Source organism: Pseudomonas sp. GL-RE-29, from assembly GCF_019947275.1.
In the GTDB taxonomy this organism is placed as follows: Bacteria; Pseudomonadota; Gammaproteobacteria; order Pseudomonadales; family Pseudomonadaceae; genus Aquipseudomonas; species Aquipseudomonas fluorescens_A.
The window spans coordinates 34,284-47,362 of the sequence record NZ_JAGYGD010000005.1; the positions used below are offsets into that span (position 1 = coordinate 34,284).

The window sequence follows — 13,079 nt, forward strand, 5'->3', positions numbered from 1 at the left end:
AGCTCACCCAATAACCCACACCTTCAAACGCTGCGAGCATCGCGGCAAGGATTCCCCATGTCCGCAAATACCGAACTGGCCGTAGTGCCGCCCCAAGAAACCGCCCTCGCGGTCTACAGCACCGAAAAGGGCCTTGAGCCGTGGCTACAGAAGATCCGCACCGAGATCGACGGCTTCACGCCGGACATCAGCACCCGCAAGGGTCGCGATGCGATCGCCTCCATGGCCTACAAGGTAGCCCGGTCCAAGACCGCTCTGGACGACGTCGGCAAGAAGCTGGTCGCCGATCTGAAGGAGGTGCCGAAGAAGATCGACGCCGAGCGAAAACGCGTTCGCGACACATTGGACTCATGGCAGGAAGAGGTTCGGCGCCCACTGAACGAATGGCAGGCTGCTGAAGACGCCCGGGTCGATAAGCACAATGATGCGATTGAGCGTATCCGGTTGCTGGCCGTAGATCTGGACGGCATCACCGCCGAGGACCTGGCCGACCGCGTAGCTCAGCTTGAAGCAGTTGCCATGGGTGATGACTGGGAAGAGTTCGAACCGGAAGCCGCTCGCGCCAAGGACAAGGCACTGGGGGTGCTTCGCGCTGCCCTCACCGCCCGCCAGAAATACGAAGCAGAGCAGCTGGAACTGGCGCGACTGCGCAAGGAAAAAGAAGAGCGCGACAAGAAGGACCACGAAGAGCGAATCGCCCGCGAGGCTGCCGAGCGCGCCACTCGCGAAGCAGAAGAGAAAGCTCGGCTTGAGCGTGAAGCTGCGGAACAGCGCATCCGTGATGAGAAGGCCGCCGCCGAGAAGCGCGAGAGCGACCTGAAGCTGGCAGCCGCCGAATCCGAACGCAAGGCTGAACAAGCCAAGCGAGAACAGATCGAGGCCGAGCAGAAAGCGGAGCGCGATCGGTTGGCAGCCGTCGAAAGCCAGAAGGCAGCCGTTGAGCAAGCCAAGCAGGAAGAAGCGGCCCGCCAGAAAGCAGCGGCTGACGAAATTCTGCGGCAAGAGCGGTTGCGCGAACAGGACAAAGAGCACCGCCGCTCAATCAACCTCGCGGCCCTTCAAGCCTTCGTGAGGGGCGGCATGACCGAAGAATGTGCGAAGCAAGCAATCACGCTGATCGCCAGCCGCCAGATCCCCGCCATTTCAATTCAATACTGAGGTCGCCATGAGCAATCTTGCAGTGAAAGACCAGGTCGAGCGCGTGCCGGCCATTCAAACCGAATCGGCGACCATCATGTCGATCATCCAGCAGGTGGCCATGAGCCCCGATGCTGACATCGACAAGATGGAACGACTGATGCTGATGCACGAACGCTTCCAGGCTCAGCAGGCGAAGCAGCAGTACGACGATGCACTGGCTCACATGCAGGAAGAAATGCCGGTGATCGGCGAGCGCGGTGGCATCAAGGACAAGAACGGGCGAGTACAGAGCACCTATGCGCTCTGGGAAGACGTCAACGAAATGATCAAGCCGGTGATGGCCAAGTATGGATTCGCCATTACCTTCCGCACCCCTCGTAACGAGCGAGGCATCGAGGTTGAAGGTGTGCTGAGCCATCGCGCTGGCCACCGGGAAGTGACGTCGATTGTCCTACCTGTGGACGCGTCGGGCAGCAAAAACGGTGTGCAGGCAGTCGCCTCCAGCGTCAGCTACGGCAAGCGCTACACCGCAGGCCTGCTCCTGAACTTCACCACCACCGGCGAAGACGACGACGGCAACGGCCCGGCCGCGCAGGTTACGCCGCGCGTGACTTCGGCGCAGGCCGCGCAACTCGCCATCCTGTTGGAGAAGTGCAGCGACAAGGCGAAAGAGGCTTTTAAGAAGATGCACGGCACCCCGGCATCGGTTGAGAAATCTCTGTTCGACCAGGTGCTCGCAATGCTCACCAAATCAGCGACCCATCACAGCAAACCAGCCGAGGACAAAGGCAATGAAAATAATCAGTAACGTAGAGCAAGGGACTCAAGAGTGGCTGGATCTGCGCCTGGGCATCGTGACCTGCTCGGAGCTGGACACCCTGCTGGTCAACGGCAAGGGTGAGGCAGGTTTCGGCGCCGGGGCATTCACCTACATGAATACGCTGATCGGCGAGCGCATCACCGGTGAGGCCGCCGACCCGTTCCAGGGTAACCGCCACACCGAGCGCGGCCATGAATACGAGGGCATTGCCCGCGGCCTGTACCAGTCGCAACTGGACGTCACCACCGAGCAGGTCGGCATCATCCTGAACCACGGCATCGGCTATTCGCCTGACTCGCTGATCGGCGAAGACGGCCTGTGCGAGATCAAGACCAAGCTGCCGAAGTTTCAGGTGGAAGTGATCCTCTCCGGCGAGATCCCGAAAGAGCATGTTGCGCAGTGCCAGGGCGGTTTGTGGGTATCGGATCGCGAGTGGATCGACTTCGTCAGCTACTGGCCGGGCATGAAGCTGTTTGTGAAGCGTGCCTACCGTGACGAAGTGATGATTCGCAAGATGAGCGAACGCGTCAAAACCTTCTACGAAATTCTCGACGAGCGCATGAATCGCGTGCTCGGCATCGCCGCTTAAGGACATATCATGCCAACACTTACCGACGTCGGCCGCATTGGCCGTGACGCTGAACTGCGCTACACCCCTGGCGGCGATGCCGTAATTAATCTGGCACTGGCCTGCGACTACGGTCGCAAGGGCCAGGACGGCAAGCGTCCGACTCAGTGGGTTGATGCCACTCTCTGGGGCAAGCAGGCCGAAGCCATGGCGCCCTATCTGCTCAAGGGCCAGCAGCTCTACTTCACCATGGAAGATGCCCACATCGAGACCTACGCCAAGAGCGGCGGCGGTGAGGGCTTCAAGCTGACGGGCAAGATCATCCTGATCAAGTTCGTCGGCTCACCGCCTCAGGCGGCCAATCAACCGCAACAGCAGTCGAGGCCGCAGCAGCAGCCACGACAACAGGCGGCGAACCGGCCAGCGCAAAACCAGCAGGCCGCCCCGCCCGATAGCTTCGACGACGACATCCCCTTCGCGCCCCTCCACCATTTAAACGGTGTCTGACATGGACCAAGCAATCGAAGAAGCCGCAAAGCGGCAATGTGGACTGGAGGCGGCGAAAGCTGCCTTCTTTGCATCTGGGGGTCAGGCGCAAATGATCCCGACTGGCCTCGGCAAGGACAGTCCCGGAATTGCTCAAGTACCGAAGCCGGCATACGGCTATCGGAACATCGAGGCGCCAAAGAGCAAGCGTGGGCGACTCATCAGCGATGACGAAAAAGCCGCCTTGGCCGTTCAATTGATGGAGTGCAAAGCGGCCGGCATGACGCGGTACAAGGCCAGCAAGCACCTGGGCATCAGCGAAACGCTATGCCGGCGGCTGATTGCCGACTACTCCCTCGACTTCCCGGCATCTGCCTGATGCGCAGGATGGCACGCGTGCAATAACGCAAACGACAAACCTGGCTGGCGATCCCGGCCAGCGGAATAGATGAGGTTGGCCATGGCCAAAAGTGGAAAGGAGCGGTCGGCCAAGGCTGCCAAGAAGCGGATCGAGTTCGACGAGAAGGAACTGCGACACCGGTGCCGACTCGGCACGCGCAACATTCTTGAAGAGTTGATGGTCTGGAGCGAGGATGCCGAGCAGGCCTCTGTTATCGAGGGTGTCCTGCGGTACGTGCATTCGCTCGGCCCTGAGGGTGCGCGGAATGCGCTTCGTGCGCGCCACGAAATCGTAATTAGCGAAAGCGTGGCGCAGGAATTCCGCAATCAAAGCTTGGCGGAGCTGAAGCGTGATCCGGGCGACGAGATTATCTCTCCTCAGGATGAGCAGATTGAATAACACCACTATCCGTACGGTACTTGAAACCTGGAATGTTCAATCTGTAGGTTCTTCCGCAGAACTTGGCTTGATATACAGGTATAGCCTGATTCAAAGAAGATTCCACCGCCCCAACAAGCGCGACTAACTCTTCCTGATTTTCATTCCGCGCGCCTAAAACAACAGCGCTCAGCGCAGTGGGATCGTACTTAAAAATCCCCTCACCACCATAACTTTTCAGAACCCTGCTCTCTTGTTCATAAGCCCACACATCTGATTTTGTAAGTATAAGGTTCTCAAGAACTGTGTTCGGAGCGGATGGATTGCCATCCCAAAGCATTACCGGTCGCTCCCTGGAGTAATGGACATCAAGGCAAATCAAATCGGCATGGGATGTTCCCAATGAGAATTTTTTTGAACAATCTATTCGAAACTCAACAACAGCACCTTTGTGGTCCTCTGCGTAATGCGACCACATCAAAGTACTGTCCGGAATTTTTGAGAGCGAAAGAACTGAAGCGCCAGAGAGTAAGCTTGTAATGAAGTCACCACTCTCGAAGGATACCCTCATCCCTGACTCAGCCTTTGAAAGTGTGACGTGAAGCTCCTCCGCGCTTAGGCCGTCGAGATGTAAAGCCTCTCTTAACTGCGGGTGAATTTTAGAAATCTCGCGAGGAAGATCGATCTCGCATACTGGCATGCAGTCAAATGGGTCATTGAATTTTTGCGGATGCGTGAACTTCAGTGTCCGCTTTCCTATGACCGCCCTGAGCCCGTCCCCGTCCGGGAGATATTTGTATCTATAAATGAATTTTGGCACAGGATCCTCGACACGAGCTTCTGAGTTGTTCTGCTCCCCACATTATCACTCAAAAATTGCCACCACCGGTCACGGATGGCGGCGCCTGATGCATTTTTCACTAAGAGCCGGGCTTGTTTAACGCAAGAACTGCCACCCACATGCTAATGCCGGATATGACCATGCTGAGTATTGCAATAACGGTATTGAGCCCTGGGTTATTGTTCCAATAGTCCAAAAATCTGCGCCAGCGCGACTTCGACGCCTCGGCATACCCAAGGTTGGTAAGGTAGTACCTGAGGCCATTTTCGGACCTCATCAACTCAGATTTTTCAAGCTCCACCAGCACATCCAGCAGTCGGTACCGAACCACATTCCCTTCGGTTTCGGCCAATTCTGGCATGCGGTCTATGTAAACCTCCGCAGCCGTGGTGAGAATTGCGTAGCCGTTAATGTGCCTTGAACCATGGCCATACGTTGTCTCGTAGTCCTGGTAAAAAATCCTGAGCAACTTGCTCATCATCTTCGGTGTGATCTTCTTCGTTATCACGATCTTCCCCAATACCTAAAACATCAACCAATACCCCACTTCAACGAATCACGCCAGCCGGCGAGGATCTTCTATGTCCGCTCAACAGAAATTACCCCAGTTCATCAACCGTCAGCCAAGCATGGGCCTGCCATTCGAAAAGGAACTGGTGGTGGACCTGTTTGCCGGTGGCGGCGGTGCAAGCACCGGGATAGCCCGGGCGTATCGGGAGCCGGATGTCGCGGTAAACCACAACCCGATCGCCCTGGCGGTTCACCGCGCCAACCACCCGCAGACGGCGCACTATGTTGCGGACGTGTTCGAGGTGGATCCGGTCCATGCCACCGGCGGCCAGCCGGTCGGCATTCTCTGGGCCTCGCCGGACTGCCGACATCACAGCAAAGCCAAGGGCGGTGCGCCGCGTGACCGCGGGGTGCGCGGGCTTGCCTGGGTCGTTGTTCGTTGGGCGCACGCCACCCGGCCGCGCCTGATGTTCCTGGAGAACGTCGAAGAGTTCTGCGACTGGGGCCCGATCGACGAAGACGGCCAACCGATCAAGGCCGAGCGTGGCCGAACCTTCAAGGCATTCATCGCCGCGCTTAGCACCGGACTCGCCGCCGATCACCCGGACATGCCAGAGATCCTGCAATCGATCGGCGAATACGTGCCGGCGGAAAGCCTGGTGCGAGGCCTGGGCTACAACGTCGGATGGCGGGAGCGCATCGCGGCCAACGCAGGCACCCCGACCATCCGCAAGCGCCTGTACCTGGTGGCCCGAAGCGACGGCAAGCCGATAGTCTGGCCGGCACCAAAGCGCCACAAAGTGCCGACGGCGAAGCAGCAACCTTGGCGAACCGCCGCAGAATGCATCGACTGGAGCAACCTGGGCCGCACGATCTTCCGAGACAAGCCGATGGCCTTGAACACCATGCGCCGCGTAGCCAAGGGTTGCTGGCGACACGTGCTGACCAGCGCGAAGCCCTTCATCGTGCCGATGCGCGGAACATCGGAAGCGCACACCAGCACCCACGGCGTTGACGAGGCATTATCGACCATCAGCGCCGGCGGCACGCATCACGCATTGGTGCAGCCAGTAGCGGCGCCCTTCCTGACCGAGTGCGCCAACGGATCGTCGCAGCGCAACTTCGATGCGCAAGAGCCGCTGCGCACGCAGGTCGCCCAAGTCAAAGGCGGCCACTTCGCGATGGTTGCCGCGCACATGACAGCCTTCGGGCAGAACGCCGTCGGCAGCTCGCCGGAAGAGCCAACCCAGACCGTGCTGGCCGGCGCCGCACGACACGGTGTCGTCGCTGCGTTCTTCGAACAGGCGAATGGCGGGTATTACAAAGGCGACGGCCGTTCGGCCTTCGACCCTATCTCGACCATCTGCCAGTCAGGCGCCAACCAGCGACTGGTGAACGCCTACCTGGTGAAGTACTACGGTAACGAGAAGGACGGCATTTCGCTCACCGAGCCGATGCACACCCTGCCGACGAAAGATCGAGTCGCGCTGGTCGAAGTTGTTCAGGTGCCGGACACCCTGACGCCTGAACAGTTGGAAGGTGCGCGCCGCTGCGCTGCCTTCATGCACGAACATCTGCCGGAACACTTCAAAGATCCTGCGGACCTGGTCATGGTCGGTGGCTATGTGCTGGTCGACATCACCCTGCGCATGCTGCAGCCGCCTGAGCTCAAGGCAGCCCAGGGCTTCGACAAGGACTACATCATCGATCGCGGGTTGTTCGTCGATCCGGTCACAGGCGCCGAAGAATGGCGCGAAATCAACAAGACGGACCAGGTACGGCTGATTGGCAACAGCGTCTGCCCGGATGAGGCTGAAGCCTTGGTCAGCGCCAACGCTGCCGACATCATCGAGCTTTACCGGGGACTCGCCGCCTGACCTATCCTCACTTACTGCTGCGAACGGGCAAGCTTTCCTTTCGCAACGACGTTGGACTGTATTTGCGCTGCCAATTTCATATGGGAGGGGTGTTTGTCGTGATCAGAAGCTACAAACAGCACTTGCGTACGATAAAATTCAAACGGGGATTTAGTTCTCTGGCTTATGGCTCGACCTACAAACATCGAGAACTTAATACCAAGCAAACTAAAACTGTGAACCCTATCCCCTCGCATACGCCCACAGGTAGGGAAGGACATCATTGAAGACGTTTTTAAATGTGAGTTTACGTCCACTAAAAGTAGAACGTTTTCGAGCTTACGCTTACCAAGCAGAAACTCTCGAAAACCCAGCTCATATTTAGTACCTAATGCCCTGCTGTAAGCATCTTTATCTCTACCCCAGTCCCAGACTTGCGCCCTCCAAAAAATGCTAGCGGCAAAATATAAAATCGCATTGACGACATGCTGATCCAGAGTCCTTCCGTCATAGAAATTTAACCCAGAGTCGGTGGTAGTAACAGGCCTGGATCGCAATAGCTCAAGTAGAGGGAACCCGAATTTGGTAGCCCAAAGCTCTCCCATTTTACGTTCGCCGTTTTTTGAGAACAGGTCTTCGCAATCGCCACAAAGCAAGGGCTTCTTAATTTGTCTATCTGTATAAAAGGCACTATTTTTTCCGATATTTATATGAATTGGTCCCTCATTGGCTAATTCATCAACTCCTCGGATTTGGTAGTACGCTGCAGAGGGAAGGAAGTGGCTATCTATTAGCTTGTCTTTCTCTTGCTTGCACAATGCACAAATCATAATGCCCACCCCCAAAATCAGTTCCGTCGAATATACCGACGAGGAATCCCCATGCCCATAGAAAACAAACCGGCCGAGCCTCTGAAGATTGAGCGCTCGACAGTCACGAAGCTGGTGATCACCGGCGCGCCGAATCTTGATCCGATCACCGTCTTCCTCGAAGACCTGGCTCCGTGCAAAGGCAAGATCACCGTCAGCTGCTGGGGCAAGAGCTGGACGGCCTACTGGGGCGGTATGTGGGACGGCCTGAACATAGGCCAGTTCTTCTGTGAGCTGAACGCGAGCTACATCATTGGCTACTTCGACAAGGATATGAGCTCCCGAAGGTTCAGCGGCAATGCGCTGGCGGACAAGGCGAAAAGCCTGATTCTGCAACAGCGAAGGGAACGCGAGATTGATCAAGGTGAGGCGCGCGATCTGTTTGACGAAGCGGAAGACGTCAGGCAGGCGAACTCTATCGATCATCTTGCAGGTGCTCACTACACATTCATGCGGCAACTGTTCGGTGATGAGTGGTGGCATCTGGATAACGATTCAACCGAGCTGAACCCTGACTGGGCCTACCTCGAAAGCATCATCTTCGCGGTGCAGCAGGCGCTGCGCCAGGATCAGTAGCAGGAGACAGCATGAAACGCTTCTACCTCAGCCCCTCTGACTGCTCGCTCCTAATCGCGATACGTTAAACGTCGATCAAGCGAGCTGCCTGGTTCGAATCGATGATTGGAATCGCCCCAGTGCCTTGATGTTCTGAAAACCACTTCCGCGTTAATTCCACGTCGAAGTGCCATTTATGGGCTTTCATCAGCACAAGCGCAGTACCAGTGATTCGATAGTATCCGCATTTCGGACAGGCTCTTTCCTGATACTCGACACCAGCATCGACGATTGCCGCTGGCTCATAGCAAACCAAACAAGTCATCGCTCCCCCTTTGCCTAATGGCTTCACTGCAACCATTCCTCACCACTCTCAATCACCCGGGCAAGCCCCGGCGCGAAGTACGCTCTATGCCCACAGACACCGACACGGGCAAGTGCGCCCACCCCATCAGAGGGGTCCAGCAACGCCAAAACGCAGCTGTTCAGCGAATCAATAAGCTGCTGATCAAAAAAACAAACGAGATCGCGCATCACCAAAATTCATGAACCCACCCAACTCTGGCCTAGCAATCCGTGCCTGGTAAAGAGCCAGAGTTGAGCAAGTGGCCAGATAATATCAAATGGATCCAATCCTGTATTTAGGCTGATTGCCTAAAAATCAGCCGCTATAGCAGCCGAACACCAAACGAGAAGCTCAGATCGCAGGCGGAAAATTACCGGCAGCTTTTACTAACGGGGCGTTCATAAAGGTGTCCCAGCACTGATAGGCGTCGTGCTGCCTCTTGGTCGCCATTTCCCATTCAGGTCCCGAGACACATCTGGACGACACCAGCATCATCATGCCCATGGTTGCTGCGTCGAGCTCTAATAACAGTTCGTGTGATTTCATCCTGAAGTCGTCGATGGATGCCATGTCTATGTCCTGGGCGGAGCACACCGCCATTGAGTAACTGTTGTCACTCAGGCGGTTGAGTGTGGTGTGAGGACGATAGTTCATACCCATTCGACCGTAGTGACCCCAACAATCCCTCCCCCTTCAAAGTCAGCCGCATCCCGACAGGAGCACATTTGTACTCCACGCCTAGAAAATCTTAACTCCGCCGAGAAAATCTTAATTTTCGGCGCTTTCCTTCAATTTTTGTTAACTCAAAGTCAGCCGCTATAGCGGCAAGGACGAAGTCATGCCTGAAAAAAACAAAGTCCACGACGAAACCTGGTCAGCCAATGACGAGATGTTCAACTGCGACAGTTTGATCGAACTGCTCAACGAGAACGACGAGTTGGCCGTTGGCGACACCGTTTGGAAGGGAGAGAAATTCCCGGTGAACATCACCGGATACGTCGACGCCGGCGACATCATCGAAATGCTTAGCGAGCGCGCCTATGACGATGTCGGTGAGGCCTCAGAAGACTGGCCAGATGTTTCAGCCGAAGCCCGACAAGAGCTTGATGCGCTTCTGAGTGCATGGGTCAGTAAGCATTGCACTGCCACCTTCTACCGCGTGCGCAACGTCGTCGAATACAAGATCGACGCCGAGGATCTGGTGGATCTGGTGATGTCATGACGGTATTCATCATGGAGTATCGGAAGATTGGCTACCAGCTTTCTGACGGCCTCAGGCCAGACCCTAAGTGGGGTAAACGCCGTTTTACGATCGATTCGAAAGATGTCGGGACCGATGACGTCAACGTAGTACTTGTAGCGGCAAATGCGCCAGAGAACACGCCGGACGGCTACAAGCTGTATTCAGTTCGGGACCGTGACGCAGGTGTTGAGGTGAAGCCATGATCGCCCTCACCTGGTTCGCCTACGTGTACTGCTACAAGGGGCCGCGGTGAATTCAAACCGCCTCACCAGCCACCGAATGAACCGGACAGGAGTTCGGCAGCTGATGAGACGCAAGCTTCAAACATAGCTCACCAAAGTTACACATTCCACCTACCAGCCTGCCGGTGAACGGCGGGCGAGGAATCCCTATGGCTTTTATTACTCCGACCGCCGTCAAGTGCCCTCAATGCGACTACACCGGGCACGCCCTGCGTGAGACCGCAAAAGGCGGTTACTGCCCAAAATGTTTCGATGAATTCATCCAGCAGCATGTACCGAGATTGGTGCCTGACCCTGATGGGAAGCAATTCGACCCCAATAGCCAATTCGTCACCCTTTAACCGTACTCACCTTCGGCCGCCGCGCGCGGCGTGGAGCAGCTCATGACCATCCAGTTCCTATCCCACGAGGAGGTTTGCGAGCTCACCGGCGCGCGGACCAAGGCAGGGCAGATCCTCAACCTCAAGAAGAATGGCGTCCGCCACACGATTAAAGTGAACGGCTGGCCAAGTGTTACCGCCATGGCGGTGACCGCGGTCGGAACGTTTGAAGCGGAAAAACCCGTATGGAAATCACGTAAGGCCAGCTGACATGGGACGACGACCAAGTAAACCAGGCTCCATCGCCCGGCTGCGGGAGCGCAAGAAAGCAAGCGGCCGGGTTTTCTACTATTACGACACTGGCGGAAAGAACCGCAAAGAAATTCCGCTGGGGAGCGATTACGGGCTGGCGATCATGGAGTACGCGAAGCTGGAGCGTGACCGCACAGCGACCGATCTTGTAGCCAAAGTAATAACTTTCCGCTATGTCGCTGAAAAATATATGGTCGACATTGTTCCTACAAAAGGTAAGGCCACGCAGTTCGACAACAAACGCGAAGTGAAAAACCTGATCGCGTTCTTCGATGATCCGCCCGCGCCTCTGGAAACGATTGAGCCGTTGCACGTTCGCCAGTACCTCACCTGGCGTAAGGCGGCACCAGTCAGGGCGAATCGTGAAAAAGCCCTGCTGAGCGCGATCTGGAACTACGCCAGAGACAAAGGCTACACGTCGCTCGCCAACCCCTGCGCGGGCATCAAGGGCAACAAAGAAACTGGGCGGGACACGTACGTAGAGGATGCGCTGTTCAAACGCGTGCACGATAAGGCCGACGTTGGCCTGCAGGATGCGATGGACCTTGCCTATCTCACCGGCCAGCGGGTGACCGACACCAGATTGATGGATGAGCGAGACGTGCGCGACGGGCAAATTTGGGTACTGCAGGGCAAAACAAAGGCAAAGCGTCGGATTGAGGTAACAGGCGAGCTGAAGTTTTTGATTGATCGAATCATGTCCCGAAAGTCAGAACACAAAGTCCGCTCGACGCGGCTGATCGTTACAGAGGACGGCACACCAATGACGGTGGCAATGTTGCGAAGAAGGTTTGACTTGGCCAGGGAGGCGGCCGGGGTGAAGAAATCTGAATTTCAGATGCGGGATTTACGCGCAAAGGCAGGTACGGACAAAGCCGAGTCCAGCGGTGACATCATGCAGGCGAGAGATCAACTTGGGCATACGACCGTGGTGATGACTGAGCAGTACATCCGGAATCGCATGGGCAAGAAAGTCACTCCCACCAAGTGAATTGCGGACCAACATCAAAATAGCGGACCAGCAACAAACAAGGGTTTGCATCAGCTTTCGCCCGCAAACCCTTGATTTAAGATGGTGCCCGAAGCCGGAATCGAACCGGCACGCCCTTACGAGCGGGGGATTTTAAGTCCCATGCGTCTACCAGTTTCGCCATTCGGGCGGTAGCGCGATAAAGCAGTCTGAGTCTTGGCCAATAACGATCTGGCAGTCCTGACGCTTGTGCAGCAGAGGGGGAAATATATACATCCCGTCCCGGTGAAGCAAGTTCGCATCTGTCCTTTTCAAGACTAAATCTTGCAGGACTGTGCAAATAAAAAAGCTCCGTAAATCATTGATCTACGGAGCTTGTTTATTAGTGGAGGCCGAGGTCGGAATCGAACCGGCGTAGGCGGATTTGCAATCCGCTGCATAACCATTTTGCTACTCGGCCTCAAAACATTTGTTGCCAGTAGCTCAACAACAAACGTGTACAAACTTGGAGCGGGAAACGAGACTCGAACTCGCGACCCCGACCTTGGCAAGGTCGTGCTCTACCAACTGAGCTATTCCCGCGTCTTGGTGTGGCGCATTCTATAGAATCCAGAAGCCCCGTCAACCCTTTGATTCAAAAAAGTTTTATTTCTTTTCAACGTCGGTCTTCAGATGCGGCCAGGCAGCCCGCAAGTACTGGACCATGGACCACAAAGTCAGGCCAGCAGACACCATCAACAGTACGTAACCCATCAGAACCCAGAAGCTGAAGTCCTTGGGATTGGCCAACAGGATGACCAGTGCGAGCATTTGCGCAGCGGTTTTCCATTTGCCCAGGTTCGATACGGCAACGTGTGCGCGAGCGCCGAGCTCGGCCATCCACTCCCGCAGAGCGGACACCACGATCTCGCGACCAATGATGACTGCAGCCGGCAGCGTGAGCCACAGGTTACCGTGTTCCTGCACCAGCAATACCAGTGCAACGGCAACCATCAGCTTGTCGGCAACAGGATCGAGAAAAGCCCCGAACGGCGTGCTTTGTTCCAGACGGCGGGCAAGATACCCGTCCAGCCAGTCAGTGGCGGCGGCAAATGCGAACACCGAGGCGGAAGCCAGGTAGCTCCATTGGTAAGGCAGGTAGAACAGCAAAATAAAGATCGGTATGAGCAGGACGCGTAGAACGGTAATCAGATTAGGGATATTCATCGGCACAACTGGCTACG

Annotated in this window: 19 protein-coding genes and 3 tRNA genes; 12 read left to right on the top strand and 10 right to left on the bottom strand. The window is 56.1% G+C overall.

Annotated features, from left to right (window positions below; genetic code table 11):
- The first annotated feature begins 57 nt into the window (after positions 1-57).
- The 6 genes from KGB21_RS06290 (at position 58) to KGB21_RS06315 (ending at position 3,813) form a co-directional block, all read left to right on the top strand.
- The gene (locus KGB21_RS06290; RefSeq protein WP_223504271.1) at positions 58-1,158 is read left to right on the top strand and encodes a hypothetical protein; all 1,101 of its coding nucleotides are present in this window, start codon (positions 58-60) and stop codon (positions 1,156-1,158) included.
- 7 nt (positions 1,159-1,165) lie between these two features.
- Positions 1,166-1,948 carry an ERF family protein gene (locus KGB21_RS06295; RefSeq protein ID WP_223504273.1) on the top strand — a complete coding sequence of 261 codons (783 nt, stop codon included), beginning with the start codon at positions 1,166-1,168 and terminating at the stop codon, positions 1,946-1,948.
- The gene (locus tag KGB21_RS06300; protein ID WP_223504275.1) at positions 1,932-2,549 is read left to right on the top strand and encodes a lambda exonuclease family protein; all 618 of its coding nucleotides are present in this window, start codon (positions 1,932-1,934) and stop codon (positions 2,547-2,549) included. Before KGB21_RS06295 ends, KGB21_RS06300 begins: the two co-directional genes overlap by 17 nt.
- A 9-nt stretch (positions 2,550-2,558) precedes the next feature.
- Positions 2,559-3,035 carry a single-stranded DNA-binding protein gene (ssb, locus tag KGB21_RS06305; protein ID WP_223504276.1) on the top strand — a complete coding sequence of 159 codons (477 nt, stop codon included), beginning with the start codon at positions 2,559-2,561 and terminating at the stop codon, positions 3,033-3,035.
- 1 nt (position 3,036) lies between these two features.
- Positions 3,037-3,393, top strand: coding sequence for a hypothetical protein (locus KGB21_RS06310; protein ID WP_223504278.1), 357 nt, complete (start codon positions 3,037-3,039; stop codon positions 3,391-3,393).
- A gap of 81 nt (positions 3,394-3,474) precedes the next feature.
- Complete coding sequence (locus KGB21_RS06315; protein ID WP_223504280.1) at positions 3,475-3,813, top strand: hypothetical protein; 339 nt, start codon at positions 3,475-3,477, stop codon at positions 3,811-3,813.
- Here the strand turns inward: KGB21_RS06315 and KGB21_RS29435 are convergent.
- Both KGB21_RS29435 and KGB21_RS06325 read right to left on the bottom strand, forming a co-directional pair.
- Positions 3,782-4,612: a DUF2971 domain-containing protein gene (locus KGB21_RS29435; RefSeq protein WP_223504281.1), complete on the bottom strand. Its 831-nt coding sequence runs from the start codon at positions 4,610-4,612 to the stop codon at positions 3,782-3,784. The two genes, KGB21_RS06315 and KGB21_RS29435, sit on opposite strands and share 32 nt — an antisense overlap.
- A 100-nt stretch (positions 4,613-4,712) precedes the next feature.
- The gene (locus KGB21_RS06325; protein ID WP_223504283.1) at positions 4,713-5,111 is read right to left on the bottom strand and encodes a hypothetical protein; all 399 of its coding nucleotides are present in this window, start codon (positions 5,109-5,111) and stop codon (positions 4,713-4,715) included.
- A gap of 103 nt (positions 5,112-5,214) precedes the next feature.
- Between KGB21_RS06325 and KGB21_RS06330 the strand changes: the two genes are divergently transcribed.
- A complete protein-coding gene (locus tag KGB21_RS06330; RefSeq protein WP_223504285.1) occupies positions 5,215-7,020 on the top strand; it encodes a DNA cytosine methyltransferase in 1,806 nt (601 codons plus the stop codon).
- An 11-nt stretch (positions 7,021-7,031) separates the two neighbouring features.
- On the opposite strand, the gene KGB21_RS06335 is transcribed toward KGB21_RS06330, so the two are convergent.
- A complete protein-coding gene (locus KGB21_RS06335; protein WP_223504286.1) occupies positions 7,032-7,838 on the bottom strand; it encodes a hypothetical protein in 807 nt (268 codons plus the stop codon).
- Between the two features lie 42 nt (positions 7,839-7,880).
- On the opposite strand from KGB21_RS06335, the gene KGB21_RS06340 reads away from it, so the two are divergent.
- Positions 7,881-8,444, top strand: coding sequence for a hypothetical protein (locus KGB21_RS06340; RefSeq protein ID WP_223504288.1), 564 nt, complete (start codon positions 7,881-7,883; stop codon positions 8,442-8,444).
- Positions 8,445-8,508: 64 nt separating this feature from the next.
- On the opposite strand, the gene KGB21_RS06345 is transcribed toward KGB21_RS06340, so the two are convergent.
- The 3 genes from KGB21_RS06345 to KGB21_RS06355 form a co-directional block, all read right to left on the bottom strand.
- Complete coding sequence (locus KGB21_RS06345; protein ID WP_223504289.1) at positions 8,509-8,775, bottom strand: hypothetical protein; 267 nt, start codon at positions 8,773-8,775, stop codon at positions 8,509-8,511.
- Positions 8,772-8,957: a hypothetical protein gene (locus KGB21_RS06350; RefSeq protein ID WP_223504291.1), complete on the bottom strand. Its 186-nt coding sequence runs from the start codon at positions 8,955-8,957 to the stop codon at positions 8,772-8,774. The genes KGB21_RS06345 and KGB21_RS06350 overlap by 4 nt, the downstream gene beginning before the upstream one ends.
- Before the next feature lie 163 nt (positions 8,958-9,120).
- Positions 9,121-9,339 carry a hypothetical protein gene (locus tag KGB21_RS06355; RefSeq protein WP_223504293.1) on the bottom strand — a complete coding sequence of 73 codons (219 nt, stop codon included), beginning with the start codon at positions 9,337-9,339 and terminating at the stop codon, positions 9,121-9,123.
- A gap of 268 nt (positions 9,340-9,607) precedes the next feature.
- Here KGB21_RS06355 and KGB21_RS06360 point away from each other — a divergent pair, with 268 nt between their 5' ends.
- The 4 genes from KGB21_RS06360 to KGB21_RS06375 all read left to right on the top strand — a co-directional run bounded on the left by KGB21_RS06360 (position 9,608) and on the right by KGB21_RS06375 (position 11,877).
- On the top strand, positions 9,608-9,991 hold the full coding sequence (locus KGB21_RS06360) for a hypothetical protein (protein WP_223504295.1): 384 nt from the start codon (positions 9,608-9,610) through the stop codon (positions 9,989-9,991).
- Positions 9,988-10,215, top strand: coding sequence for a hypothetical protein (locus KGB21_RS06365; protein ID WP_223504297.1), 228 nt, complete (start codon positions 9,988-9,990; stop codon positions 10,213-10,215). The genes KGB21_RS06360 and KGB21_RS06365 overlap by 4 nt, the downstream gene beginning before the upstream one ends.
- Before the next feature lie 422 nt (positions 10,216-10,637).
- On the top strand, positions 10,638-10,844 hold the full coding sequence (locus KGB21_RS06370; RefSeq protein WP_223504299.1) for a DUF4224 domain-containing protein: 207 nt from the start codon (positions 10,638-10,640) through the stop codon (positions 10,842-10,844).
- A gap of 1 nt (position 10,845) precedes the next feature.
- Positions 10,846-11,877 carry a tyrosine-type recombinase/integrase gene (locus KGB21_RS06375; RefSeq protein WP_223504301.1) on the top strand — a complete coding sequence of 344 codons (1,032 nt, stop codon included), beginning with the start codon at positions 10,846-10,848 and terminating at the stop codon, positions 11,875-11,877.
- Between the two features lie 82 nt (positions 11,878-11,959).
- Here the strand turns inward: KGB21_RS06375 and KGB21_RS06380 are convergent.
- From KGB21_RS06380 to pgsA, 4 genes are all read right to left on the bottom strand, one after another.
- Positions 11,960-12,046: transfer RNA gene (locus tag KGB21_RS06380), tRNA-Leu, on the bottom strand.
- 196 nt (positions 12,047-12,242) lie between these two features.
- Positions 12,243-12,316 (bottom strand) — tRNA-Cys (locus KGB21_RS06385).
- A gap of 46 nt (positions 12,317-12,362) precedes the next feature.
- Positions 12,363-12,438, bottom strand: a tRNA-Gly gene (locus tag KGB21_RS06390).
- A gap of 63 nt (positions 12,439-12,501) precedes the next feature.
- Positions 12,502-13,062: a CDP-diacylglycerol--glycerol-3-phosphate 3-phosphatidyltransferase gene (gene pgsA, locus KGB21_RS06395; RefSeq protein WP_034147143.1), complete on the bottom strand. Its 561-nt coding sequence runs from the start codon at positions 13,060-13,062 to the stop codon at positions 12,502-12,504.
- Positions 13,063-13,079: the final 17 nt, after the last annotated feature.

Coding starts and splice junctions, on each gene's coding strand:
- KGB21_RS06325 (WP_223504283.1), bottom strand. CDS start 5,111: ATGAGCAAGTTGCTCAGGATTTTTTACCAGGACTACGAGACAACGTAT.
- KGB21_RS06315 (WP_223504280.1), top strand. CDS start 3,475: ATGGCCAAAAGTGGAAAGGAGCGGTCGGCCAAGGCTGCCAAGAAGCGG.
- KGB21_RS06375 (WP_223504301.1), top strand. CDS start 10,846: ATGGGACGACGACCAAGTAAACCAGGCTCCATCGCCCGGCTGCGGGAG.
- KGB21_RS06360 (WP_223504295.1), top strand. CDS start 9,608: ATGCCTGAAAAAAACAAAGTCCACGACGAAACCTGGTCAGCCAATGAC.
- KGB21_RS06330 (WP_223504285.1), top strand. CDS start 5,215: ATGTCCGCTCAACAGAAATTACCCCAGTTCATCAACCGTCAGCCAAGC.
- KGB21_RS06290 (WP_223504271.1), top strand. CDS start 58: ATGTCCGCAAATACCGAACTGGCCGTAGTGCCGCCCCAAGAAACCGCC.
- KGB21_RS06295 (WP_223504273.1), top strand. CDS start 1,166: ATGAGCAATCTTGCAGTGAAAGACCAGGTCGAGCGCGTGCCGGCCATT.
- KGB21_RS06350 (WP_223504291.1), bottom strand. CDS start 8,957: ATGCGCGATCTCGTTTGTTTTTTTGATCAGCAGCTTATTGATTCGCTG.
- KGB21_RS06355 (WP_223504293.1), bottom strand. CDS start 9,339: ATGGCATCCATCGACGACTTCAGGATGAAATCACACGAACTGTTATTA.
- KGB21_RS06340 (WP_223504288.1), top strand. CDS start 7,881: ATGCCCATAGAAAACAAACCGGCCGAGCCTCTGAAGATTGAGCGCTCG.
- KGB21_RS06300 (WP_223504275.1), top strand. CDS start 1,932: ATGAAAATAATCAGTAACGTAGAGCAAGGGACTCAAGAGTGGCTGGAT.
- KGB21_RS06370 (WP_223504299.1), top strand. CDS start 10,638: ATGACCATCCAGTTCCTATCCCACGAGGAGGTTTGCGAGCTCACCGGC.
- KGB21_RS06310 (WP_223504278.1), top strand. CDS start 3,037: ATGGACCAAGCAATCGAAGAAGCCGCAAAGCGGCAATGTGGACTGGAG.
- pgsA (WP_034147143.1), bottom strand. CDS start 13,062: ATGAATATCCCTAATCTGATTACCGTTCTACGCGTCCTGCTCATACCG.
- ssb (WP_223504276.1), top strand. CDS start 2,559: ATGCCAACACTTACCGACGTCGGCCGCATTGGCCGTGACGCTGAACTG.
- KGB21_RS06365 (WP_223504297.1), top strand. CDS start 9,988: ATGACGGTATTCATCATGGAGTATCGGAAGATTGGCTACCAGCTTTCT.